This is a genomic window from Dapis purpurea BLCC-M126 (assembly GCF_050015975.1).
In the GTDB taxonomy this organism is placed as follows: domain Bacteria; phylum Cyanobacteriota; class Cyanobacteriia; order Cyanobacteriales; family Microcoleaceae; genus Trichodesmium.
In genome coordinates this window covers 1-23,099 of record NZ_JBNHER010000176.1, presented here as the reverse complement: position 1 = coordinate 23,099, position 23,099 = coordinate 1, and the positions used below count along the sequence as shown (strand labels likewise).

The following is a 23,099-nucleotide window of genomic DNA, read 5'->3' as shown; positions in this document are numbered from 1 at the left end:
ACATTTTCCCGCACAGATACTGTCAGCAAAACCGAGTTTAATCTACACGACGGAATAGATAGCACCTTATTAATCTTAAAATACCGCCTCAAAGCAAACGAGAAAAGACCAGCCATTGAAATCATTAAAAAATATGGGGATATTCCAGAAGTCAAATGTTATCCAGGACAACTAAATCAAGTGTTTATGAATTTATTAGCAAATGCCATAGATGCTTTAGATGAAAGCAATGGGGAGAAAACTTTTAAACAAATAGAAAAACAACCAAATCAGATTACCATTGTCACAGAATTAAGCGAAGACAAAAAGAGGGTTATCGTCCAAATTGCGGACAATGGAACGGGAATGCCAGAAGAAGTAAAAGCACGGATTTTCCATCAAGGATATACCACCAAAGGAGTGGGTAAAGGAACAGGTTTAGGCATGGCGATCGCTCATCAAATAGTTACAGAAAAACACGGTGGTAAGATTAGCTGTAATTCAACAGTTGGGCAAGGTACAATTTTTACCATTGTGATTCCTATATAAAATTTGGCTTGAAATTTTAGCAACAACTACCAAGTCAGTATTCTGGTAACACTAATGATTCAAAAAAACAACTGTAAATATTTGTAAGAGTTTGGAGTTTCGGCAAGGAATAAAGTAAACTAGGCATAAATATCAGAAAAATTAGACTCAAGGAAAAACCCCACCAATGACTGAGACAAAAACCATAAAAATCGCCAATTATCAAGCCCATGAACTCATCCACAAAAGCGAACGGACTCTGGTCTATCGGGGTCTAAATCTTGAGAGTGGGCAACCGATAATTATCAAACTAATGGCTCAGGAATATCCATCCTTCAGCGAATTAGTCCAATTTAGAAATCAATACGCCATTACCAAAAATCTAGACATTCCTGGTATTGTCAAACCATACTCGCTCTTGCGTTACAAAAATGGCTATGCTCTAATCATGGAAGATATAGGAGCTATCTCCCTAGCCGAATATCAGCGCCAATTCTCTATGTCAATAGAACAATTTTGGGAAATTGCTCTACCTATAGCAGATATTCTGCACCATCTGCATCAAAATTATATTATCCATAAAGATATCAAACCAGCAAATATATTAATACATCAAGAAACACAAGAAGTAAAATTAATAGATTTTAGTATCTCATCGTTACTGCCGAAAGAACGAACAAGTTTGCAAACTCCCAATGTCCTAGAAGGAACTCTAGTTTATCTGTCTCCAGAACAAACCGGAAGGATGAATAGAGGCATAGACTATCGGAGTGATTTTTATTCTCTAGGAGTAACCTTTTACGAAATCTTGACAGGAAAACTGCCCTTTGAAAGTGAAGATCCTCTGGAACTGGTTCACGCACACATTGCTAAAACCCCGACTCTGATTTCTGATGTCCAAGTCCCCAAACTCTTAGCCGATATTGTGATGAAATTGATGGCGAAAAATGCTGAACAACGCTATCAGAGCGCCCTTGGACTCAAGCACGACTTGGAAAAATGTCGGGTTGAATATGAAGAAACGGGAAAAATTGAGCCGTTTGTCTTGGGAGAGCAAGATCGGAGCGATCGCTTCCTGATTCCAGAGAAACTGTATGGAAGGGAAAAAGAAGTCCAAACTCTTCTTGATGCTTTCGAGCTAGTGGCATCAGGACAAACAGAAATGATTCTGGTAGCGGGATATTCGGGTATAGGGAAAACCGCAGTAGTGAATGAAGTACACAAACCAATCACCAGACAAAAAGGATACTTTATCGCCGGAAAATTTGACCAATTCAATCGCAACATACCCTTTTCTGCCTTCGTCATCGCCTTCCGAGATTTAATGGTGCAATTACTCGGAGAATCTGATGTTGAATTAGCCAACTGGAAAGGAAAAATCCTAGAAGCAGTGGGAGAAAATGGACAAGTTCTTATTGATGTTATTCCCGAACTCCAACACATCATTGGACAACAGCCAAGTGTCCCTGAACTTTCTGGCAATGCTGCCCAAAACCGCTTTAACCTTTTGTTTGAGAAATTTATCACCGTTTTCACAACAATTGAGCATCCCTTAACCCTGTTTCTAGATGACTTGCAATGGGCGGACTCAGCATCGTTAAACTTGCTGAAAGTGTTGATGGGAGGAACTCGGAGAGGATATTTGCTGCTGTTGGGAGCATATAGAGATAACGAAGTTTTCCCCGGACATCCATTGATGTTAACCTTGGCGGAATTAGAGAAACAAAACGCTACGATTTCGACTATTACTCTCACTCCCTTATCTGTGGATCATATCAATCAATTGGTGGCGGAAACTCTCAGTTGTTCGGTAGAATTAGCCACACCTTTAACCGATTTAGTCTATCAAAAGACGAAAGGCAATCCCTTCTTTACAACTCAGTTTTTAAAAGGATTATATCAGGATGAGTTAATCACTTTTAATCAAAATTTAGGATATTGGGAATGTGATTTGGTGCAGGTTAGAGAAGCAGCTCTCACCGATGATGTGGTGGAATTTATGGCGGGACGACTGCACAAGTTACCCGATGCCACCCAGGAAGTCTTGAAATTGGCTGCTTGTATTGGTAATCAATTTGATTTAGAGACTTTAGCCATTATCTGTGAAGCTCCTAGCGAAGAAATAGCAGCTAATCTTTGGAGCGCCCTGCAAAGTCGTCTGATTTTACCCCAGAGCGAAGCCTACAAGTTTTTCCAAGGGATGGAAGATGAAGGTCAAAGTCAGAGTATTTCAGTGATTTATCACTTTTTGCACGATCGCGTTCAACAGGCTGCCTATTCTTTAATTCAGAAAGGTCGCAAGCAAATGACCCACCTAAACATTGGGCGTTTGTTATTGCAGACAATATCTCCAGGGGAACAGGAAAAAAATCTCTTCAAAATTGTCAATCAGTTGAATATGGGGATTTCCCTAATCAAGCAACCGAGGGAACAAGAAGAGCTGGCACAACTGAATTTAGTGGCTGCACGGAAAGCCAAATCTTCTGCTGCCTACAATGCTGCTGCCAGCTACTTAAATATAGCAATTGAACTGCTGCAGACTGAGGTTATTTCTACTGAACCATGGCAAACTCATTATGGATTGATGCTGCAATTACATAATTTACTCGCTGAAGTAAGCTATCTCAACGGCGAGTATGAGGCATCACAGCAACAGACACAAACAGTTATTGATAATGCTCAAAATATCTTAGATCAGGTTAAAGCCTACGAAATAAGGGTTTCACTGTCAGTGGCAGAAAGTCAGTGTCCGATGGCTTTGGATGTAGGTTTAGAAATCTTGAGTTTGCTCGATGTTTCCCTTGACGATGCTCCCTTACCAGATATCGATATCGATCGCCTCTACAATCTACCGGCAATTACCAATCCCAAAATTATTGCAGCTTTAAGTATTCTCAGTAAATTATGGGCACCTGCCTTTATTGCCAATCCCCAGTTGTTACCGTCGATAATTTTAACGATGCTTAACCTGTCTGTAAGCTATGGTAACTCACCAACAGCAGCATTTGCCTATTCTCTTTATGGGATGTTGCTCTGTGCCACGATGACGGATATTGAATTGGGCTACCGCTTTGGGCAACTGGCACTGCATACCCTCGATCGGTATCAAGATGCCGAGCTGACTTGCAAGGTGAATCAACTCTTCTATACATTTATTCGCAACTGGAAAGAGCCAGCACGCGATCGCGTTGAATGTCTGGCAGATAACGTATTAACGGGCTTAGAAAATGGTGACATTGAGTTTGCTTGTTATTCTGCGATTAACTATTGCGACAATCTGTTCTTAATCGGCGAATGCCTAACCGTTATTCATCAAAAACAAACCTACTACATTGAGCTTATCGAAAGTCTCAAGCAAGAATTTCAATACTTTGTTGCCGCGATCTGGGCACAGTTCGTTGACAATTTAATGGATCTGGCTGTTGAGCCAAAACAGCTTGTAGGAGAAAGGTTTGACGAATCTGCACAAATCCCCAAACTTCAAGAGACTGGAGCAATTACTTCCTTGTTCTTTGTCTATACCACTAAAACTATTCTCAATTATTTGTTTCACGATTACGAAGAAGCCCTGATTCATTCCGAGTCGGCGATTAATTACGAAAAAGGTGGAGAGGGAATGTTACCGATTACTCAGATTTGCCTGTATCGGGCATTAGTATTATTAGCTCTTTACCCTACTGCCGAGCTGGAAAGACAAACTCAAATCTTAGACGAGGTGGAAACTCATCAACAACGCCTAGAATTATGGGCAACCCACGCCCCGGAAAATTTTCAGCATAAACTAGATTTGGTGGCTGCGGAAAAAGCCAGAGTTCTGAGTCATCGAGAGGAAGCAATAGAGTTATACGATCGCGCAATTTCGGGAGCCAAAGAAAACCAATACATCCAAGAAGAAGCTTTATCTAACGAACTTGCAGCTAAATTTTATCTCGACTGGGCTAAAGAAAAACTTGCAGCACTTTATATGCAAGAAGCCTATTATTGTTACGCTCAGTGGGGAGCCAAAGCCAAAACCCAGGACTTAGAACAACGCCATCGGCAACTGTTAACCCCTATTCTCCAGCGTTCCACCACAGAATTGATCGCAAAGAGTACCTTTGGCAATTTTAACACGAACACCACCAACATTACTGATGGAGTTGGAATCTTAGATTTCGCAACTTTAATGAAAGCCACTCGCGCCTTATCGCGAGACATTGAAACCGAGCGCCTCATTGCTAACTTAATGCAGATTATTTTAGAAAATGCTGGAGCCGAAACTGCTGCTTTGATGCTATTTAACGATGGCTCCTTAAGATTAGAAGCACAAATCATCAACGGACAAATTCACCAAAAAGACTCGCTCCAAGTAGAGGAAAACAACCAAATTCCCTTGGAGATAGTCAATACAGTCAAACGCACCCAAATTCCTCTAATTTTAGACGATGCTCGCCAAGAAACACGATATCAAGGAGAGCCTTATATTCAAAAGCATCAACCCTGTTCTCTACTTTGTTTGCCATTGCAGGATCGGGGTAAGCTCCGAGGCATTCTCTATCTAGAAAACAATCAATCCACGGGTGCTTTTACGGAATATCGGGTGGAAGTTCTCTCTTTACTTTGTGCCCAAGCGGCAATTACCCTAGAAAATGCCCGCCTTTATCAAGAATCCCGTAAAGCTCTGGAACTGGAACGAGAACTCCACGAACTACAACAAACCCAAATCCAATTGATTCAAAGCGAAAAAATGTTTAGTTTGGGTCAAATGGTAGCAGGGATTGCCCACGAAATCAACAATCCTGTTAGTTTTATTCATGGAAATATTGCTCATGCTAACACATATATGGAAGAAGTGCTGGAATTACTTGCCCTTTATCAAAACCACTATCCTCAGCCACACGAGGAAATTGAAGAGGCAATAGAGTCCATGGATTTAGAATTCCTACGTTCTGACTTTGAAAAACTGTTAAAGTCTATGGAAAATGGGAGCGAACGCATCAAAAATATCGTCACATCTCTACGAACTTTTGCACGCCTCGATGAGTCAGAATTCAAACGAGTAGATTTACATGAAGGGATTGAAAGTACCTTAAGCATTTTACAAAATAGGTTGAAAAAACAGGAAAAACGAGCCGAAATTCAAGTGGAGAAGGATTATGGAAAATTACCGTTAGTGGAATGTTATGCCGGACAATTAAATCAAGTGTTTCTGAATCTACTGAATAATGCCATTGATGCTTTGTCAGAATGTGAACATCAAGATTATCTAACTCTTCGCATTAGTACGGAAACAGATGAAAAACAAGTTAAAATTACCATCGCTGACAATGGAGTGGGCATGAGTGAAAAAACGCAAAAACAACTTTTCGATCCTTTCTTTACGACAAAAGAAGTAGGGAAAGGGACGGGTTTAGGGTTAGCGATAGCCCATCAAATAGTCACAGAAAAACATGGTGGTATGATTAGTTGTGATTCAACAGTTGGGAAAGGTACAACTTTTACAATAATGATTCCTAGATAAAAGATGGTCTTCCTTTTCTCCTAACTACAGACTATTACAAAGAGTAAAAAGACTTTTTCAGCAAACCCTAAATATTAGAGGTTTGCTGAGACCCAAAAATCAGGTTTCAAGTCTCCTACTTCAGTAAAAGGTACTCTTAACTGGTAACTTTTACTGAAATAACCAAACTCCTACAAAAATCACCCCCCCCACAAAACTAAATTTCACAACTATACTCACTCCGTTGCTGAATCAATTTTGCCACCAAACCAGTCCAACCAGTCTGATGACTTGCTCCTAAACCGGCACCATTATCACCGTGGAAATATTCATAAAACAGAATTAAATCTTGCCAGTTAGGGTTATTTTTGAATACTTCCGTATCTCCATAAACCGGACGTTTTCCATTTTCATCTTTGAGGAAAATTTTAATTAGTCTCGCTTCAATTTCTAATGATACTTCCCATAAATTCATCATTCGACCTGAACCTGTCGGACATTCTACCCGGAAATCATCTCCTAAATAGTTATGAAATCTTTGCAGAGATTCGATCATTAAATGATTAATTGGAAACCATATTGGACCGCGCCAATTAGAATTTCCACCAAACATTTCACTTGTAGATTCAGCAGCTTCATAATCAACTCTATATTCCTCACCATTAGCATGAAAAATATAGGGATTTTCGGCGTGGAAACGAGATAAAGAACGAATACCATAATCGCTGAAAAATTCATTTTCATCTAACATTTTTTCCAGGATAATTTTCAGACGTTCAGGACTAACAATTGCGAGTAAACGTTCGGAATCAATACCGCAAGCTTCCATACAAGCAATATTGGCACTAAGGTCAATTCTATTTGCCATAAACCACTTGACTCGTTTTTGGAATTTAGGTAATTTTTGCAAAGTTTCGGAGTCAATAATTGCTACGGCAAATAATGGAATTAATCCCACTATAGAACGAACTTTTAGGTGTACATCTTCTTTATCTGGTTGATGCAAAACATCATAATAAAAATTATCCGCTTCATCCCAAAGTTGAGTACCATCCGAACCTAAATGATTCATCGCATCTACAATGTAGAGAAAATGCTCAAAAAACTTACAAGCAATATCTTCATAAACATCATTTTCTATGGCAAGTTCGAGGGAAATTTTTAACATATCTAAGCAGAACATTGCCATCCAACTCGTACCATCTGATTGTTCAATATGCCCTCCAGTTGGTAGTTCGGAACTCCGATCAAATACCCCAATATTATCTAATCCTAAAAAGCCTCCTTCAAAAACATTATTCCCCTCAACATCTTTCTGATTTACCCACCAAGTAAAATTGAGTAAAAGCTTTTGAAATACTCTTTCGAGAAACTTTCTATCCTGACGACCATAAACTTCTTTTTCTATTTGATAAACTCGCCAAGTTCCCCAAGCATGAACGGGTGGATTTACATCACTAAAATTCCATTCATAAGCTGGTAATTGACCGTTGGGGTGCATATACCATTCCCTAGTAATTAAGTCTAATTGACGTTTAGCAAAATTAGGGTCAATTATTGCTAAGGGTATGGTATGAAAGGCTAAATCCCAAACAGCATACCAAGGATATTCCCATTTATCGGGCATGGAAATTATATCATCATTAAATAGATGAACCCATCCATAATTTCTAATATTTTTCCTATTTTCTGATACTTTTGGTTGAGTAGAATCGCCTTTGAGCCAATCTTCTACAATATAATGATAATATTGTTTTGTCCATAATAATCCGGCAAAAGCTTGACGCTGAATATTTCGCCATTCATCTTTCATTTTGCAGGGAGAAAGACGCTGATAAAATTCATCTGCTTCTGCAATTCTAGTTTGAAAAATATTGTCAAATTCTATGTCGAATGGTTGTCTAATTTCTGGAGAATTAGCAAGTCTTAATTTAATAGTTTTAGTTTGACCTGCTCCAAGTTCGAGCATATAATGTGGTGCAAATTTTGTGCCGTGCATATTAGGATTAATGGCATCTTTTTGACCGTTTACTAAATAATTATTGATGCCGTCTTTGACATAAGGAGATGTATTTTTTTCTCCAGATAACCTTTGTTTATTTGTTTCATTTTCGGTAAAAAATAGTTCCATAGTTTCAGAAAAATAAAGCCACCTTTTTCCTAAAGTGGGATGGTTTGCTTCGATGAGACCAGGATTAATTTTTTTGAGGATAGGTTTGTTTGGATTTTCATTCCAAGACCAAGTATTTCTAAACCAAAGAGTGGGTAATAAGTGTAACGTCTTAGTTTCTGGAGCTAAATTATTTACCGTAATTTTAATCAGAATATCTTCTGCTGTAGCTTTAGCATATTCAACAAAAACATCAAAATAACGATTTTCGACAAATACTCCAGTTTCGAGTAATTCGTATTCTAAAGATTGGCGATCGCGCTGTTGATTTTCTGTTAATAATTCAGCATAAGGAAAAGCACTTTGCGGATATTTATAAAGTGCCTTCATATAACTATGACTAGGAGTATTATCTAAATAAAAATAATATTCTTTGACATCTTCACCATGATTTCCCTGACTTCCTGTTAAACCAAAAAGTCGTTCCTTTAGCATAGAGTCTTCCCCATTCCAGAGAGCGATCGCGAAACACAGTCGTTGATGATTATCCGAAATACCACAAATACCATCTTCTCCCCATCTATAAGCACGATAATGAGATTGTTCGTGGGAAAAATAATCCCAAGCGGAACCATCTTCGCTATAGTCTTCGCGTACTGTTCCCCATTGTCTCTCACTCAAATAAGGTCCCCAACGTCTCCAGTATTCTTCATGGTTAAGATCTGCTTCTAGTCTTTGTTCTTCTTGAGTCAAAATATTATTGTTTTGAGTATTCATAATAATTGATACTTTAGAATAGTTTGGAATCTCAATATACTGTAACTGTCTTCAAATATCTGTAACATAATGATCCTTTCTATTAGAAAAATGTTAAAGACAAAATTTTTTTTCTAGTATTCGGGAAAACAGGAAGTTGACCGTGAAGCTAAACAAAATGATATTTCCTTATTTAAAGTCTCAGTTCATTAATTGATAATGAATAATGGATAATTGATAATTACCTCAAGTAAAACCTTTCTTGATTGAATATAAGGAAATATCTAATCGATCAAAAAAAGAAAAAAATCCTTTTAGCCAATCCTCTTATTTACTAAGAAGAGGTAATAATTAGTTGTTAATTGTTAATTATTGGCCGTACTTTGCTCATCAAATTTAATTTTCACCATCATTCTAGAAAGTTGAGAAATACCATGAGTCAATGTTTTAATCCTAACTGTTTACATCAAGATTCAGCAGAAACAGAACTATGTCAGGAATGTGGTTCCAAACTTTTATTAGCAGAACGATATCGCGCTCTAGAAATTATTGGTGAGGGAGGTTTTGGCAGAACTTTTAAAGCTGCGGATGAGTTTCAACCATCAAATTATTTATGTGTGATTAAACAATTTTTTCCTACTGCTAAAGACAGTAAAAGTATTCAGAAAGCTACAGAATTATTTGAACAAGAAGCAGTACGTTTAGAAACTCTGGGTAAACATCCGCAAATTCCTGAATTTTTTGCTCATTTAATTCAAGAAGAGCATCAATATTTAGTACAAGAATATATTGATGGTCAAAACTTAGCTGAAGAATTGGCAACAGAGGGTGTTTTTACTGAAACTAAAATCCGAGAATTGCTGAATGAAATGTTGCCTATCTTGGAATTTATCCACGAACATCAGGTAATACATCGGGATATTAAACCAGATAATCTTATTCGTTTGACTAATTATGGTGGAGATAAAACTCAAAAATATTCTCTAGTGTTAGTTGATTTTGGTGCTGCTAAATTTACATCTAAGACTACCCTGAAAAAAACTGGAACAGTAATTGGTTCAGCAGCTTATATTGCACCGGAACAAGTAAGAGGAAAAGCAGTTTTTGCCAGCGATATATATAGTTTAGCTATAACTTGTATTTACCTACTAACAGGGGTAGAACCTTTCGATTTATTTGATAGTGGTGAAGATAAATGGGTTTGGCAAGATTATTTGAAACATCCTGTGTCTCTTCAGTTAACTAAAATTATCGATAAAATGCTGCAAACTGCTACGAAAAAACGCTATCAAACAGCAGCCGAAGTATTAAATGATTTGAATACTCCTGTAGGATTAACTACAGCCAAAAATAATATCGGTAAATGGTTTGTTGGTGGAGTTGCAGGTCTTACTTTTTTACTATCAATGAGCGTATTTTTAGCTGCAATATTTACCAATTCTTCCCGAACAAATTATCCCCAACCAATTTCAGCATATTCTAATGTCAAACCAGAAGTAAAACCCCAAAAAACAGTTACTTCATCTCCAAATTATGGTGGACTATATGCAAAATCTGACACTGGAGAAATCCAAGCTTTTCCATTAGAACATACAGATGTAACAGCTAAAATTTCTGGAAACCTATCGCGCGTAGAAGTAGTCCAACGTTTTACTAATCCTTATAATACTCCTTTAGAAGCAACCTATGAATTTCCATTGCCCGACGAATCTGCTGTAGATGATATGGAAATTCGGATTGGCGATCGCGTGATTAAAGGAGTTATAAAAAAACGGGAAGAAGCTAAAAAAATCTACAATAAAGCCAAACAAGAAGGAAAAACTGCTGCCTTATTAGAACAAGAACGACCTAATATTTTTACTCAGTCTTTAGCTAATATCAAACCTGGTGAAACAATAGAAGTAGTAATTCGTTACACGGATGCGTTAAAATTTGCTGGGGGCGACTATGAATTTGTCTTTCCGATGGTTGTCGGACCTCGTTATAATCCTGGAAATTCTAATTTAGGAAGCTTCCCAGAAAAATCAATTCATTTAGCAAGTTTACCTGGAACAAACTCCATTCCTAACTTACTTTCTCAAACTTTAGAAACTCCGCCAAAAGAACGCTCAGGTAATGATATTAACGTCACAATTGAAATTGATGCTGGAGTACCAATTTCTAATATTATTTCTCCCTCCCATCAAATCCAAACACAAAAAATTTCTGCTGCCGGCTTACCATCTATTACTCAGATACAACTAAACCAAGCTGATACTATTCCCAATAAAGATTTAGTTCTCCGTTATCAAGTAGCTGGCAAAGAAACCCAATCTACGGTTCTCTCTCAAGCCGATAATAAAGGCGGACATTTTGCTGTTTATTTAATTCCTGCCCTAGAATATCAAACCAAAGAAATTGTACCAAAAGATGTAGTCTTCTTAATGGATACATCCGGTTCCCAAAGCGGTGCCCCTCTCGAACAATCAAAAGTATTAATGCGCCGTTTTCTTCAGGGATTAAATCCTGACGACACCTTTACTATTATTGACTTTGCAAATAGTAGTCAAACATTATCAAGCGAACCTCTAGCTAATACTCCAGATAACCGAAAAAAAGCCATAAATTATGTTAACAAATTAAGAGCTAATGGAGGTACAGAATTATTAAATGGTATTGATACTGTCCTGAATTTTCCCCCTGCCAAAAATGGTCGGTTGCGCAGTATTGTTTTACTAACAGATGGCTTAATAGGTAATGAAAATCAAATCATTTCTCGGATAGAAAAACAACTACAACCAGGCAACCGTCTTTATAGTTTTGGTGTGGGTAGTTCCGTCAACCGTTATTTATTAAACCGACTCGCAGAAGTAGGTCAGGGTACAGTTCATGTAGTCCGTCACGATGAGTCTGTCAATGCAGTAACAGAAAAGTTTTTCAATGAAATAAATAACCCAGTGCTGACAAATATTGAGGTGAAATGGCAAGGTTTGGGAGAAACGCCAGAAGTTTTCCCCCTTAAACCTGCTGACTTATTTGCTCAGGAACCCTTAGTTTTGTACGGACGTAAACAAGACAGACTCAGCGGGAATTTAGAAATAACGGCAGTTGCTGCTGGTGGTAAACGTTATCAGAAAACTTTTCCTTTGCGCTTTGACTCCGATGCTGGGAATGAAGCGATCGCTCAACTTTGGGGACGAGCAAAAATTAAGCAGTTAATGTTGGAAATGACTGGTGGGGAGACACCAGAGAAAGTCGATGCTGTTACAAATGTAGCGTTAGGTTATCGGTTGATGTCGAAATATACTGCATTTGTGGCGGTGAGTGATGACCAAAGAGTTGACCCCAATAACCCCAGTCGTCAAGCGAAAGTGAAAAAACAGACTCCCGATGGAATGATGGGTATTCCAGAACCTAGTTTTGTTTGGGCGATATTGTTATTTGGTTTGTATTTGGGTTGGAAACAGTGGATACAGTGGCAAAAGGTTGAAAAATAGGGAGATGGGGGGATGTGGAGATGGGGGGATGTGGAGATGGGGAGATTGGGGGATGGGGAGATTGGGGGATGGGAGTAGGGGAGTAGGGGAGTAGGGGAGATGGGGAGTAATTTTTTTGCGCAACTATGCGCCCAAAATGCGCTCCTTTTTGAGCATAAAGAGCTAAAAACTAGTGCAGGATGGCAGAAATAACTGACCAGTTAAAAAATCCTAAAAGTCTTACTAATCAATACTTCTAACTTCCCCTCCTGGGAGGGGTTAGGGGTGGGTTGACTTCTGACTTCTGACTTCCGCGTAGCGGCACTAGGTACTTTTTCAAGACCTAAAAAGGCACTTACCTTTATAATAGTTTTGACTTGAGCTGATAGCTGATAGCTGTTTGCTTAAAGCTATAGTTAGTTTTATAGTGAGGAAAATTTAAGTGCAGGTTGAACAAGTTATTGAGACGCTAAAGTTAGATTTACCAACTTTGTTTGAAAAGGATATTTCCTACGATATCTATACTAGAGATATTTTTTTTAAAGACCCGGTAAATACCTTTAAGTGGAAATTTAATTATCGGATTATTTTTTGGACTTTGCGCTTTCACGGTCGGCTATTTTTTACGGAACTTTATTTTGATTTACATGATGTTCAGCAAACAGCAGAAGATATAATTTTGGCAAATTGGACTGTGCGTGGTGTTTTGAGAGTTCCTTGGAAAGCCAAGATTTTTTTTAATGGTTATTCTACTTATAAATTCAATCAAAATGGGTTGATTTATGAACATATTGATACTTGGGATAAGAAACCAAGTGAAATATTAAAGCAGTTTTTTTTAAAAGGACTGTAGCACACCCATCTTGGCTGTAAGAAAAATAGGAAAGATGCCTGTGTTACCGCAGCGTGGGTATCTTGAACAGGCAAGATGCCTGTGCTACCTAATTGGAGAAATTTCAGCCATATCTAATATTTGGGGAATTAAGTCTTCTCGCTTAATTGCCATTAGATGAACTCCATGACAAATGTTGCTTGCCATTTTCACTTGTTCGGCAGCAATTTTTATTCCTTCTTGTAAAGGTTTTTCTGCATTTGCTAAACGATTAATAATATGTTCTGGTATATCAACTCCTGGAACATACTTATTTAGAAAAGCAGCATTTTTGGCAGATTTTAGTAACAATATTCCTGCTAAAATTGGCTTATTACTATCCACTGCGATTTGATTCATAAATTTTTCTAGCTTATCAAAATCAGAAATTAATTGACTTTGAAAAAATTGAGACCCTGCTAATAATTTACGTTCAAATCGTTTTTTTAATCCTGACCAACTAGGGGACTGAGGGTCTACCGCCGCACCTACAAATAAATCTGTTGGTCCATCCGGTAAAGCTTTCTCATTCCAGTCCATGCCTTGATTTAACTTGGCAATCATTTGTAATAGACGTACAGACTCCATATCAAATACACTTCTGGCATCTTTATGGTCTCCTGCTTTTACAGGGTCTCCAGTCAAGGCCAAAATATTGTGAAGTCCTAAAGCTGAAGCTCCCATTAGGTCAGCTTGTAAAGCTATACGGTTGCGATCGCGACAAGCTAGTTGAAATATTGGCTCTAGGCCAATATTTTTCAAGATGATAGAAGCTGCTAATGAGGACATTCTTAATACAGCACGACTACCATCGGTAATATTAACTGCATGAACTCTACCTTTAAGAGTTTCAGCCATTTTAATCATGTGAGTGGGGTCAGCTCCCTTGGGTGGTGCTACTTCAGCAGTGATTAAAAATTCTCCAGATTTTACGGCATTACGAAATTTATTCATTTATATTATTTCTTTACTCTGTTTAAGTTTTCAATATTTAAGTATTCAGCTGTCAGCTATCAGCTATCAGCTATGAGTTATTAACTCATTATTTTTTTCTATCTACCTATTCCCTATTCCTTACTTCCTACTCCCTATTCCCTATTGATGAATAACCCAAAGCTTTTTTAACTTTTTCTAAAGTTTGATTAGCGATCACTTCTGCTTTTTGCTTTCCTTCAGCTAAAACAGATTCCAGATAACCTTTATCATCCATAACTGCTTTATATTTTGTTTGAATTGGAGTTAAAGCTTCAATAGTCGCCTCAGTTAATAAAGGCTTAAATTTACCCCATCCCATATCTTGACATTCTGTTATTACCTCTTCCTTTGTTTTAGCTGAAAATAATTCATAAAGAGTCAATAAATTATTACATTCAGGTCTTTCAGGATTATCAAATTCCAAACCTTTAATTGGATCTGTTTTACAACGTTTAATTTTTTTAGTAATTACATCTGGTGGATCTAATAAATTAATTCTACTCAATTCTGAAGGGTCAGATTTAGACATTTTGCTAGTACCATCTGTCAAACTCATTACCCGCGCACCCTCTTTTCTAATTAAAGGATCTGGTAATTTTAATATAGTTTCTCCCTGACCAAATTGATGATTAAATCTAACTGCTATATCGCGAGTAAGTTCTAAATGTTGTTTTTGGTCTTCTCCCACAGGAACTTTATCTGCATCATAAAGTAGGATATCCGCAGCCATCAAAACTGGATAATCCAATAAACCTGTACCTACATTTTCTCCCTGTTTAATTGCTTTTTCCTTAAATTGAATCATATCTGTCAACCAATTCAGGGGAGTAATACAGTTGAGAAACCATGTCAATTCACTATGGGCAGAAATGTGAGATTGTACAAATATTGTAGAATAATTCAGGTCTATACCGCAGGCCAAATATAAAGCAGCAATAGTGTAGGTATCTGTAGCTAGTGTAGCCGGATTATGGGGTACTGTAATGGCGTGTAAATCTACTACACAGAAAAAATTCTCGTATTCTTCTTGTCCTTTTACCCAGTTACGAATTGCGCCTAAATAGTTACCAATATGAAGGTTTCCAGTTGGTTGAACTCCAGAGAGTACGCGCTGTTTACCCATTATTTCTCTAACTTTTAGTTGTTCAAAATTAATTAATACTTAAGAATAACATATTGAGTGCTTGATTGAATATCTTCTCTCCGCAAATCAAAAATCAAAAGCTAAAAGTATTTTCAGTTATCATTAGTCCAGCAGGGTGCGTTTTGCTGCGCAACATAAAAGGCGCTTACTACAAACTATGATTGAACCATCAAAACTGTAACAGACGGTTTAGTTGTAGTGGACTGACACACTTAAATGCTGCGTTACGACAGATTCCCAAATACCTTTCACAGCTTAAATTTTAGCCGTAAATACGCACCCTACAAGTTTTGCTTAACCCGAATGTTAAAAATGTCTACCAAAGTACCAGATCAAAATTTCATGGTAATTATTGGATGAATAGTTGACAAATAAAACAAGATATATTTCAATCAAAATATTGACTTAAATTTACTATGAAATGCAAATAATTTTCCATATATCAAGATAAAAATATTTCTGAATCAAAAATATAATGAAGCCAAAAATCAATGATGTTACTGCCTGGAAACAAGCAGAGTTACTAATGCAACCTGCCTTTATTAGAATTCTAGATCATATTCGGAAAAAACTAGAAAATTCTGTTTGGCAAGGTACTTATGAAGAAGTACAAACGCCAATTCCAGGTTATAGATTAGATTTAGAATATCAAGATAAAAAAATTAGTATTAATATCTGGGAACTCTGCTATCAAGTTTGTTTTAGCAACTATCTTTCTACTCATTCTGTTGACGAAACAGTAGAAGTTGATATTGACATTAGTCTACTTAATCAAGATGGAAATGTTAATTGGGATATTCTTGATGAAAAGGCTTTAAAAGTAGTAGAAAATATGATGGAAGATTTACCAATGGATAATGGATAATTGATAATGGATAATTGATAATTGATAATTGATAATTAACAATGGATAATGGATAATTAATTCTCAAAGGTTTAAAGTCTCTACTTTTTAATGGATATCAGTTAACAGTTATTAGTTAGCAGTTCAGTCAGATATATTAACTAGCAAGATGACCACAGGATAAAATAACTTTTGAGTTTGCCAAATTCATTTTATTTCTACAGAAATTATTTGATAAAAAATAAATATTTGTACGCAAAAATCACAATCAAACTAAAACTATGAACGAGAAATTACAAAATATTCAAACATCTAATGGAGCAACTTTTCAAGACTCTATTCCAGTTAGTTTTGGTAACGATATTCAAGCAATAGAAGCAACAAAAAACGGAGTAGCTGTATGCGATCGCTCACATTGGGGGCTAATAGAAATTTCAGACGATGACCGTTTACGGTTTCTCCATAACCAAAGTACCAATAACTTTAATATTTTGCAACCAGGGCAAGGTTGTGAGACAGTTTTTGTTACACCCACTGCTCGTACTATCGACTTAACAACAGCTTACGCTACAGAAAATAATGTTTTGTTGCTAGTCTCTCCCATCCGTTGTCAACAGTTAGTAGAATGGTTTGACCGTTATCTCTTCCCCATGGATAAGGTAGAAGTAAAAGATATTAGCAGTGAATACGCCATATTTAGTCTCATTGGAGTAGAAGGCAAAAACTTGATAGCAAAATTATCAGGTACAACTAACCCAGATGTAGCTCATGCTACTCATCAGTTAATGAGTCTAGGAAATGTAGAAGTTAGGGTTGCTGTCGGTAGTGGGTTAGCAACAGAGGGATACACTTTGATCGTACCTGTAAATAATGCTGCCGAAATTTGGCAAATGTTGGTAGAAGTAGGAGCAGTACCCATGGGCGATCGCCTGTGGCAACAACTGAGAATACAGGAAGGCCGTCCTGCACCAGACTATGAACTTACAGATGACTACAACCCTCTGGAAGCAGGTTTATGGAATACTATTTCTTTTGAAAAAGGTTGTTATATTGGCCAAGAAACTATTGCTCGTTTAAATACATATAAAGGTGTGAAACAAAGACTTTGGGGAATACGTTTAAATGGAAAGGCAGAATTAGGAAAGGTTGTACAAGTTGGGGATGAAAAGGTCGGAAAACTAACAAGTTTTACGGAAACTAATGATGGTTATTTTGGTTTAGTTTATATTAGAACAAAAGCAGGGGGAGTAGGTTTAAAAGTCCAAGTAGGAAATGTAGAAGGAGAAGTAGTTGAAGTCCCTTTTTTGACACATCAAGATATTGATAGTTAGGAGATTTATGGCAGAAACAATCTCAGGTACTCCATCAAGAAAGTGTGGGAGTTGTAAAACGAATACCGTGGGCATTTTCGCCATAATTTCACCCAAAAAAAGACATAAAGTAGTCAATAAAAATACATTTCTACGCTAGCTGTAGAAACAGGATGAACTAATCACGTTCAAACCCCCTGTTTTTACAGACATAAAAATCATCTTTATGTTAATTTTTACTAACTATTTTCTCAGCTAACTATTATCAAGCTCCCAATCTAAAATAAAGTCAATTTTTAGTTGGCATTGGCATTCTTGTTATCAAGATAAATCAATCAATGAAACATTGAATTTATTAATTAATTTGTGTCACCCTGACTGGAATACAACCAGAATAATCAGAACAATTTTTCATTCTCCAACGACCATCATCGCCTAACTCAACATAAAAAGTATCAGCTTGATAGTCACGGTTTATTGCATCACTACCTGGATAAGTAGGTCTATTACCTTGAAGAGTATAACCATTTCTTTCAGGATGCATATTCATTTGTTGTTCAGCGTAAACTCTCCTACCATTAGGTCCAGTTACATTTACAAGCATAGTTCCAAAATTTCCATCCATTTTTAAACGACTTTTATATAACCATCCATTGGCTTTCCATTGTAAATTCCATGTTCCGTTCATCCCTTCATTTATAACGCTAGGAACGATCATGTACTCAACTTTTGGGGGTGGGGGTGGCTCAACTTCTTCCTGAGCAAAAGCAACTTTTACAGGAGTTATTGTGGCAAATGATAAAGAAGTAGCGGTTAAAGCAACGAAACTGAAACTAAAAGCTTTGTTGAGGTTAGTTTGAATATTCATCTAAGGTTCCCTTTTGTTTAATTTGTTAATGTAGGAAGTGGTTGTTCTCTTCCCTTTCATGTCTTAATCATCTCCTAGTTTTTGGGGAAGTGGGGAAATGTGCATTAGTTGTCACAAAAAACTTTTTTATTGTGGGTGGACGTGCATTTGCTTACACATTGATTAGCAGTTAATGGAAAAAGCAATTTGTGTGATGAGAAGCTCTATCTATTAGATACCCATCCTATGTTTACTGGTATTTGTCCAAGATGCAACTATAAATTCAATGAACAAATTTTTACACAGAACTTTACTTGTCGGCAATGTGGCTACATTTATAATGCTCTTTAGCATAGTAGGCTGTAATCGCAGCAAAAATACCATCACAGCCTTTAGAGATAGTGGCATTCCTGAAACTGAATATTGGCAAGTTGAGTCTATCCAAAGTAGCGATAGCGACAGCGGAACGGAGTTCTATCGCTTAAAAGTAAAAAAAGGATTTCGACAACGTACTCTTCAACTATGCGGTGTAACTGACTTGACTCCAGAAGCAAAGTCTTATCTAGAGCAGCAAGTCAAACAATCTCCTGAAACTTTACCTACGATATTTGCAGGCAAAGACCAACAAGGTATTTGGTATGGCGACGTTTGGGTAAGAATAGGGGATGATCAGGAAGAGTCTGCTACTGGATTGTTGCTGTTAAATGGTCTAGGTAGGTTGAGTGATGATTACTACAATTGTCCAAATGGTGATGGTTTGAAGTTAGCAGAGGATTTATAGCGTTTCTCAGACTCATAAGGTACACCTATATTTATTTCTATTCTTTCCCTATTCCCTATTAAGATAAACTACATACTCACAGCTTTATTTGATTTTATCTAATTTTTTTGTGTCGTTTGCAACAATACTTCTTAGGTTCCTTTCAGGAGTAGAATTACAGAAAATATTTGATAAAAATAAATTATAAAAATATTAAGACAATCTAATCTTTAAGTCATTCTCAGAAGATACAGTTACAGTAAATAAAAGATACCTTTAAATAAATAACCAAAACCAGCCTAGGATTTTTGGTTATTCATTTTATAGTGACTAATTTAACAGGGGAAATTTACTAAATAACTACTAGAAAATTAATTCGATCTGGCAAAAATTAAATTGTTTAATAGCCATAGCATTTCTCAATAATTTCAAGAGACAAAAGAAAATTATTACGGCTTAATATATACCTTGATTAATACATAGTGAGTATTTTAAAATCACCATACTCAAGTTATAATAAGTATAATTAAGCAAAACAAACTCAATAAATGCCATTCGACTCTATTTTGATTCATCTAGCAACTCAAGGTTATGCAAACATTCGTATTTATTTGGTTGGGTCAAGTTTTTTCTCTATTAGGTTCTAGTCTAAGTGAATTTGCTCTAGCAGTATGGGTATATCAAACAACAGGTTCTATTACCCATTATGCTCTATTGTCTTTATTCATTCATCTACCTAGTATCTTTATTTCACCATTTGCTGGTGCAATGGTAGATCGCTGGAGTCGTCGTCGGGTAATGATTGTCAGTGACTCAATTACTGGGGTAACAGCATTAGGAATAATGTTCCTAGTTTTCTCTGGGCAACTGGAAGTTTGGCATATCTATGTAGCAGTGGGTATTAGTTCCGTCTGTAATGCTTTTCAATGGCCAGCTTATATATCAGCAATCTCTCAACTTGTACCTCCGCAACACTTGAGTCGGGCGAATGGCATGGTACAGGGAGCAATAGCAACAGCAAGAATACTTGGGCCTAGTATAGCTGGATTATTGATAATCAAAATTCACCTTCACGGTATATTATTGATAGATTTTGGTACCTATCTACTAGCATTTTTCACTCTGTTAATTGTCAAATTCCCTAGAAGGCAGCAGAAAAATATTAGACGGAGAGTAAGTGTTGAAGAGTTATGGCAGGAAGTTGTTTCAGGGTGGAATTATGTAGTAGTCCGTTCTGGTTTGCGCAAGTTGACAATATTCTTTGGAGTTATCTATTTAAGTGCAGGAGTATTGCAAGTTTTATTCTTGCCAATGATTTTAAGTTTTGCCTCGGAAAAAGAACTAGGAATAGTAATGTCTTTTAGTGGCATTGGAATGTTATTAGGCAGTGTCATAGTCAGTGTATGGGGATGTTCTAAACGAAGAATAGAAGGGATTTTACTATTTGCATTTATCCAGGGATTATGTCTATGTTTGGGAGGATTAAAACCTGCTGTCATTTTAGCTGCAATTGGCGGTTTTGGTTATTTATTTTCGAGGGCAATTATTGTTAGTTTAAATCATACTATTTGGCAGCAAAAAGTACCTCAAGATTTACAAGGGCGAGTTTTTGCTTTACAGAATATGATGGAAAAGTTTTTGTTAGTAACTACTCATCTAAGTGTAGCGCCTTTAGTAGAGTTTATGTTTAAACCTTTGATGAGTGAAAATGGAATGTTGGCAAGCAGTGTGGGCAGAATAATAGGAGTAGGAGATGGCAGAGGAATGGCTTTGTTATTTGTCTTGATGGGTCTATTGAATATGGGAGCAGTATTAGTTGCCTATCGTACTCCAGAGTTGCGACGAGTTGAGAGAGAGTTGCCTGATGCTGATCGGTTTCAAGTGAATCAAACTGAGACTGATAATACTGAACAAACTGTATTGATGTAGTTCATTAATGGATAATGGATAATGGATAATTGATAATTACCCCTGGTTAAAACCGTACTTGATTGAATATAAGGAATGCTCCGCAAACGACCGCTTTTTCTCTTGAAATAGAAGGCAATAAAGCCAAATTGATTAATTAGGGTTTACTGAATAAATCTTTTGGTAAGGGTAGGAGTCAGGAGTCAGGAGTCAGGAGAAATAGGAATTATAGAGGAAGTAGGATAAAGAATTGTCCCTTGATTTTTCTGCTATAGTCAGCCCAAAATGCTAATTTTTTGAGCTTTTTATACCGAAAACCTTGCAATTTTTCAGAAAATAAAGGCTTTAGCTTTTATTTGTCAATGTTTTGATAGTTAATCAGCAAGCCGTAATTATCAATTATTCATTGGTAAAAAGTTGATCGAGCTTTTCTCAAACCCTTTTAGGGATGTTTTACATGGAACGTCCCTAGATTTTTTCTTGATAGGGAGTGTGGGAATCAAATTTATCAATTATCGTTGAAGGTTAATTAACGCTATAGCAAGATAAAAAAATGACTCAAAGCCAAAATCAAACATCTCAGAAAAATCTTCGAGAAATACAGGAAAAAAACTTTTTTCAAGAGTTGAAATTTGATAGCTTAGAAGATGAACGTCGCCACTGTCAACAACGACTAGCAGCAGCATTTCGTTTGTTTGCTCGTTATGGGTTTGATGAAGGAGTGGCAGGACATATCACAATGCGTGACCCTGAATTTCCAGACCACTTTTGGGTTAATCCTTTGGGGATGTACTTTGGTCATATTCGAGTTTCAGATTTGTTATTGGTTAACCACAAGGGTGAAGTAGTCAAAGGTAATAAACCTGTTAACCAAGCAGCTTTTGCTATTCATTCCCAAATTCATTCTGCACGACCTGATGTGGATGCTGCAGCTCACGCTCATTCACTCTATGGCAAAGCTTGGTCAACCCTGGGACGGATTCTTGACCCCTTGACTCAGGATGCTTGTGCTTTCTATGAAGACCATGCCTTGTTTGATGATTATACAGGAGTTGTACTGAACCTAGATGAGGGTAAACGAATTGCTGCTACCCTTGGAGACAAAAAGGCATTAATTCTGAGAAATCATGGTTTACTTACGGTTGGTCATTCAGTAGATGAGGCAGCTTGGTGGTTTGTTACCATGGATCGTTCCTGTCAGGCCCAACTTATGGCTGAAGCAGCAGGAAAACCTGTGCTAATTGACCATGATATAGCTCGTTTAACCTATAGTCAGATTGGTTTCCATCAATTTGGTTGGTTTAGTTTTCAGTCTCTCTATGAGATGATTGTGCGCCAGGAACCAGACTTACTTGATTAGGAGTCAGGAGTCAGGAGTTAGCAGTATAAGGAGTCATAGTTTTATCAGTAATTAAATTAGAAGGAGTTGCTACCCCAAATAAAGCAAAAGATAATCGTTTATATTGAGGATTTTCTGCCCGTTTATTATGACAAGCATGAATCAGAGCAAAAAAATCATAGGTGGGAAAATCCAGACTAATTAAACTATATATATTATCAACAAAAATGACAATACTTTCCCCAACTTTCCCTAGCAAAACTTCCCTTAAAAAATACCTAAATTGTTCTAAAGGAGATAAATCTTCTCTTGATTTTGACCATGCCCGCCGATTAATAGTTAAGTCAAAATTTATGACTAATTCTTGAATAATACCCCGATACCATTGCTTGGTATTAATTTCTTGACTACCCACATCAATTAAGTCAATTGCAGCATAGGCACAACCTTATTTTTCAATCTTGCCTTAGTCGTAACATTAAACTTGACTTTCCCATTTGTCAGTAGTTCAACACATCACAAAACTCTCCTAATTTGAGTGCATCATAAAGATTTCATCTGCTTGTCGCTTCACATAACTAGGAGTATCAGAAGATAAACTTACTCCTACTTGATATTGGTAATTTTGGTTTTTTTTGTCTTCATAGATAGACAGTTTCACGGAAGTAATGCATCGAGTGGGTAATTCTGAGGTTCCCATTTCCTGTGGAAACGCTTCAGTAGGACAATTTTTTGTATTTCATATCAAATCCGGTAGTATCGGTGTAATTAGATAGTTAATCTAGGAGTCAGGA

General features: G+C 36.9%; 15 protein-coding genes. 9 read left to right on the top strand and 6 right to left on the bottom strand.

Going from position 1 to position 23,099, the window contains the following annotated elements:
* Both ACP6PL_RS15585 and ACP6PL_RS15580 read left to right on the top strand, forming a co-directional pair.
* Positions 1 to 528, top strand: a 528-nt coding sequence (locus ACP6PL_RS15585) for a sensor histidine kinase (RefSeq protein WP_426546181.1), incomplete at its 5' end; no start/stop codon positions are given.
* Positions 529 to 694: 166 nt separating this feature from the next.
* Positions 695 to 6,007 carry a trifunctional serine/threonine-protein kinase/ATP-binding protein/sensor histidine kinase gene (locus tag ACP6PL_RS15580; protein WP_426546180.1) on the top strand — a complete coding sequence of 1,771 codons (5,313 nt, stop codon included), beginning with the start codon at positions 695 to 697 and terminating at the stop codon, positions 6,005 to 6,007.
* A 196-nt stretch (positions 6,008 to 6,203) separates the two neighbouring features.
* On the opposite strand, the gene ACP6PL_RS15575 is transcribed toward ACP6PL_RS15580, so the two are convergent.
* Positions 6,204 to 8,873, bottom strand: a complete 2,670-nt coding sequence (locus ACP6PL_RS15575; protein WP_426546179.1) for an MGH1-like glycoside hydrolase domain-containing protein — start codon at positions 8,871 to 8,873, stop codon at positions 6,204 to 6,206.
* A 413-nt stretch (positions 8,874 to 9,286) separates the two neighbouring features.
* Here ACP6PL_RS15575 and ACP6PL_RS15570 point away from each other — a divergent pair, with 413 nt between their 5' ends.
* Both ACP6PL_RS15570 and ACP6PL_RS15565 read left to right on the top strand, forming a co-directional pair.
* The gene (locus tag ACP6PL_RS15570) at positions 9,287 to 12,328 is read left to right on the top strand and encodes a VIT domain-containing protein (protein WP_426546178.1); all 3,042 of its coding nucleotides are present in this window, start codon (positions 9,287 to 9,289) and stop codon (positions 12,326 to 12,328) included.
* A 421-nt stretch (positions 12,329 to 12,749) separates the two neighbouring features.
* A complete protein-coding gene (locus ACP6PL_RS15565) occupies positions 12,750 to 13,160 on the top strand; it encodes a C6orf136 family protein (protein WP_426546177.1) in 411 nt (136 codons plus the stop codon).
* 84 nt (positions 13,161 to 13,244) lie between these two features.
* On the opposite strand, the gene ACP6PL_RS15560 is transcribed toward ACP6PL_RS15565, so the two are convergent.
* Together ACP6PL_RS15560 and trpS are read right to left on the bottom strand one after the other, a co-directional pair.
* A complete protein-coding gene (locus ACP6PL_RS15560; protein ID WP_426546176.1) occupies positions 13,245 to 14,132 on the bottom strand; it encodes a methylenetetrahydrofolate reductase in 888 nt (295 codons plus the stop codon).
* A 127-nt stretch (positions 14,133 to 14,259) separates the two neighbouring features.
* Positions 14,260 to 15,276: a tryptophan--tRNA ligase gene (gene trpS, locus ACP6PL_RS15555; protein WP_426546175.1), complete on the bottom strand. Its 1,017-nt coding sequence runs from the start codon at positions 15,274 to 15,276 to the stop codon at positions 14,260 to 14,262.
* 496 nt (positions 15,277 to 15,772) lie between these two features.
* Between trpS and ACP6PL_RS15550 the strand changes: the two genes are divergently transcribed.
* Complete coding sequence (locus tag ACP6PL_RS15550; protein WP_426546174.1) at positions 15,773 to 16,162, top strand: hypothetical protein; 390 nt, start codon at positions 15,773 to 15,775, stop codon at positions 16,160 to 16,162.
* 260 nt (positions 16,163 to 16,422) lie between these two features.
* On the top strand, positions 16,423 to 17,472 hold the full coding sequence (gene ygfZ, locus ACP6PL_RS15545) for a CAF17-like 4Fe-4S cluster assembly/insertion protein YgfZ (protein ID WP_426546173.1): 1,050 nt from the start codon (positions 16,423 to 16,425) through the stop codon (positions 17,470 to 17,472).
* Between the two features lie 334 nt (positions 17,473 to 17,806).
* On the opposite strand, the gene ACP6PL_RS15540 is transcribed toward ygfZ, so the two are convergent.
* The gene (locus ACP6PL_RS15540) at positions 17,807 to 18,319 is read right to left on the bottom strand and encodes a hypothetical protein (protein WP_426546172.1); all 513 of its coding nucleotides are present in this window, start codon (positions 18,317 to 18,319) and stop codon (positions 17,807 to 17,809) included.
* A gap of 265 nt (positions 18,320 to 18,584) precedes the next feature.
* On the opposite strand from ACP6PL_RS15540, the gene ACP6PL_RS15535 reads away from it, so the two are divergent.
* From ACP6PL_RS15535 to ACP6PL_RS15525, 3 genes are all read left to right on the top strand, one after another.
* Positions 18,585 to 19,079: a hypothetical protein gene (locus tag ACP6PL_RS15535; protein WP_426546171.1), complete on the top strand. Its 495-nt coding sequence runs from the start codon at positions 18,585 to 18,587 to the stop codon at positions 19,077 to 19,079.
* A 570-nt stretch (positions 19,080 to 19,649) separates the two neighbouring features.
* Positions 19,650 to 20,987 (top strand): MFS transporter, encoded by a 1,338-nt coding sequence (locus tag ACP6PL_RS15530; RefSeq protein ID WP_426546170.1) that lies wholly within the window; start codon positions 19,650 to 19,652, stop codon positions 20,985 to 20,987.
* A 532-nt stretch (positions 20,988 to 21,519) separates the two neighbouring features.
* Positions 21,520 to 22,326 (top strand): class II aldolase/adducin family protein, encoded by an 807-nt coding sequence (locus ACP6PL_RS15525; RefSeq protein ID WP_426546169.1) that lies wholly within the window; start codon positions 21,520 to 21,522, stop codon positions 22,324 to 22,326.
* A 10-nt stretch (positions 22,327 to 22,336) separates the two neighbouring features.
* Here the strand turns inward: ACP6PL_RS15525 and ACP6PL_RS15520 are convergent, their stop codons facing one another.
* Positions 22,337 to 22,720, bottom strand: a complete 384-nt coding sequence (locus tag ACP6PL_RS15520; RefSeq protein WP_426546168.1) for a hypothetical protein — start codon at positions 22,718 to 22,720, stop codon at positions 22,337 to 22,339.
* Positions 22,721 to 22,834: 114 nt separating this feature from the next.
* Positions 22,835 to 23,005, bottom strand: coding sequence for a hypothetical protein (locus ACP6PL_RS15515; protein WP_426546167.1), 171 nt, complete (start codon positions 23,003 to 23,005; stop codon positions 22,835 to 22,837).
* Between the last annotated feature and the right edge of the window lie 94 nt (positions 23,006 to 23,099).

Coding starts and splice junctions, on each gene's coding strand:
- ACP6PL_RS15530 (WP_426546170.1), top strand. CDS start 19,650: ATGCAAACATTCGTATTTATTTGGTTGGGTCAAGTTTTTTCTCTATTA.
- ACP6PL_RS15515 (WP_426546167.1), bottom strand. CDS start 23,005: ATGGGAACCTCAGAATTACCCACTCGATGCATTACTTCCGTGAAACTG.
- ACP6PL_RS15580 (WP_426546180.1), top strand. CDS start 695: ATGACTGAGACAAAAACCATAAAAATCGCCAATTATCAAGCCCATGAA.
- ACP6PL_RS15535 (WP_426546171.1), top strand. CDS start 18,585: ATGAACAAATTTTTACACAGAACTTTACTTGTCGGCAATGTGGCTACA.
- ACP6PL_RS15550 (WP_426546174.1), top strand. CDS start 15,773: ATGAAGCCAAAAATCAATGATGTTACTGCCTGGAAACAAGCAGAGTTA.
- ACP6PL_RS15570 (WP_426546178.1), top strand. CDS start 9,287: ATGAGTCAATGTTTTAATCCTAACTGTTTACATCAAGATTCAGCAGAA.
- ACP6PL_RS15540 (WP_426546172.1), bottom strand. CDS start 18,319: ATGAATATTCAAACTAACCTCAACAAAGCTTTTAGTTTCAGTTTCGTT.
- ACP6PL_RS15575 (WP_426546179.1), bottom strand. CDS start 8,873: ATGAATACTCAAAACAATAATATTTTGACTCAAGAAGAACAAAGACTA.
- trpS (WP_426546175.1), bottom strand. CDS start 15,276: ATGGGTAAACAGCGCGTACTCTCTGGAGTTCAACCAACTGGAAACCTT.
- ACP6PL_RS15525 (WP_426546169.1), top strand. CDS start 21,520: ATGACTCAAAGCCAAAATCAAACATCTCAGAAAAATCTTCGAGAAATA.
- ACP6PL_RS15560 (WP_426546176.1), bottom strand. CDS start 14,132: ATGAATAAATTTCGTAATGCCGTAAAATCTGGAGAATTTTTAATCACT.
- ygfZ (WP_426546173.1), top strand. CDS start 16,423: ATGAACGAGAAATTACAAAATATTCAAACATCTAATGGAGCAACTTTT.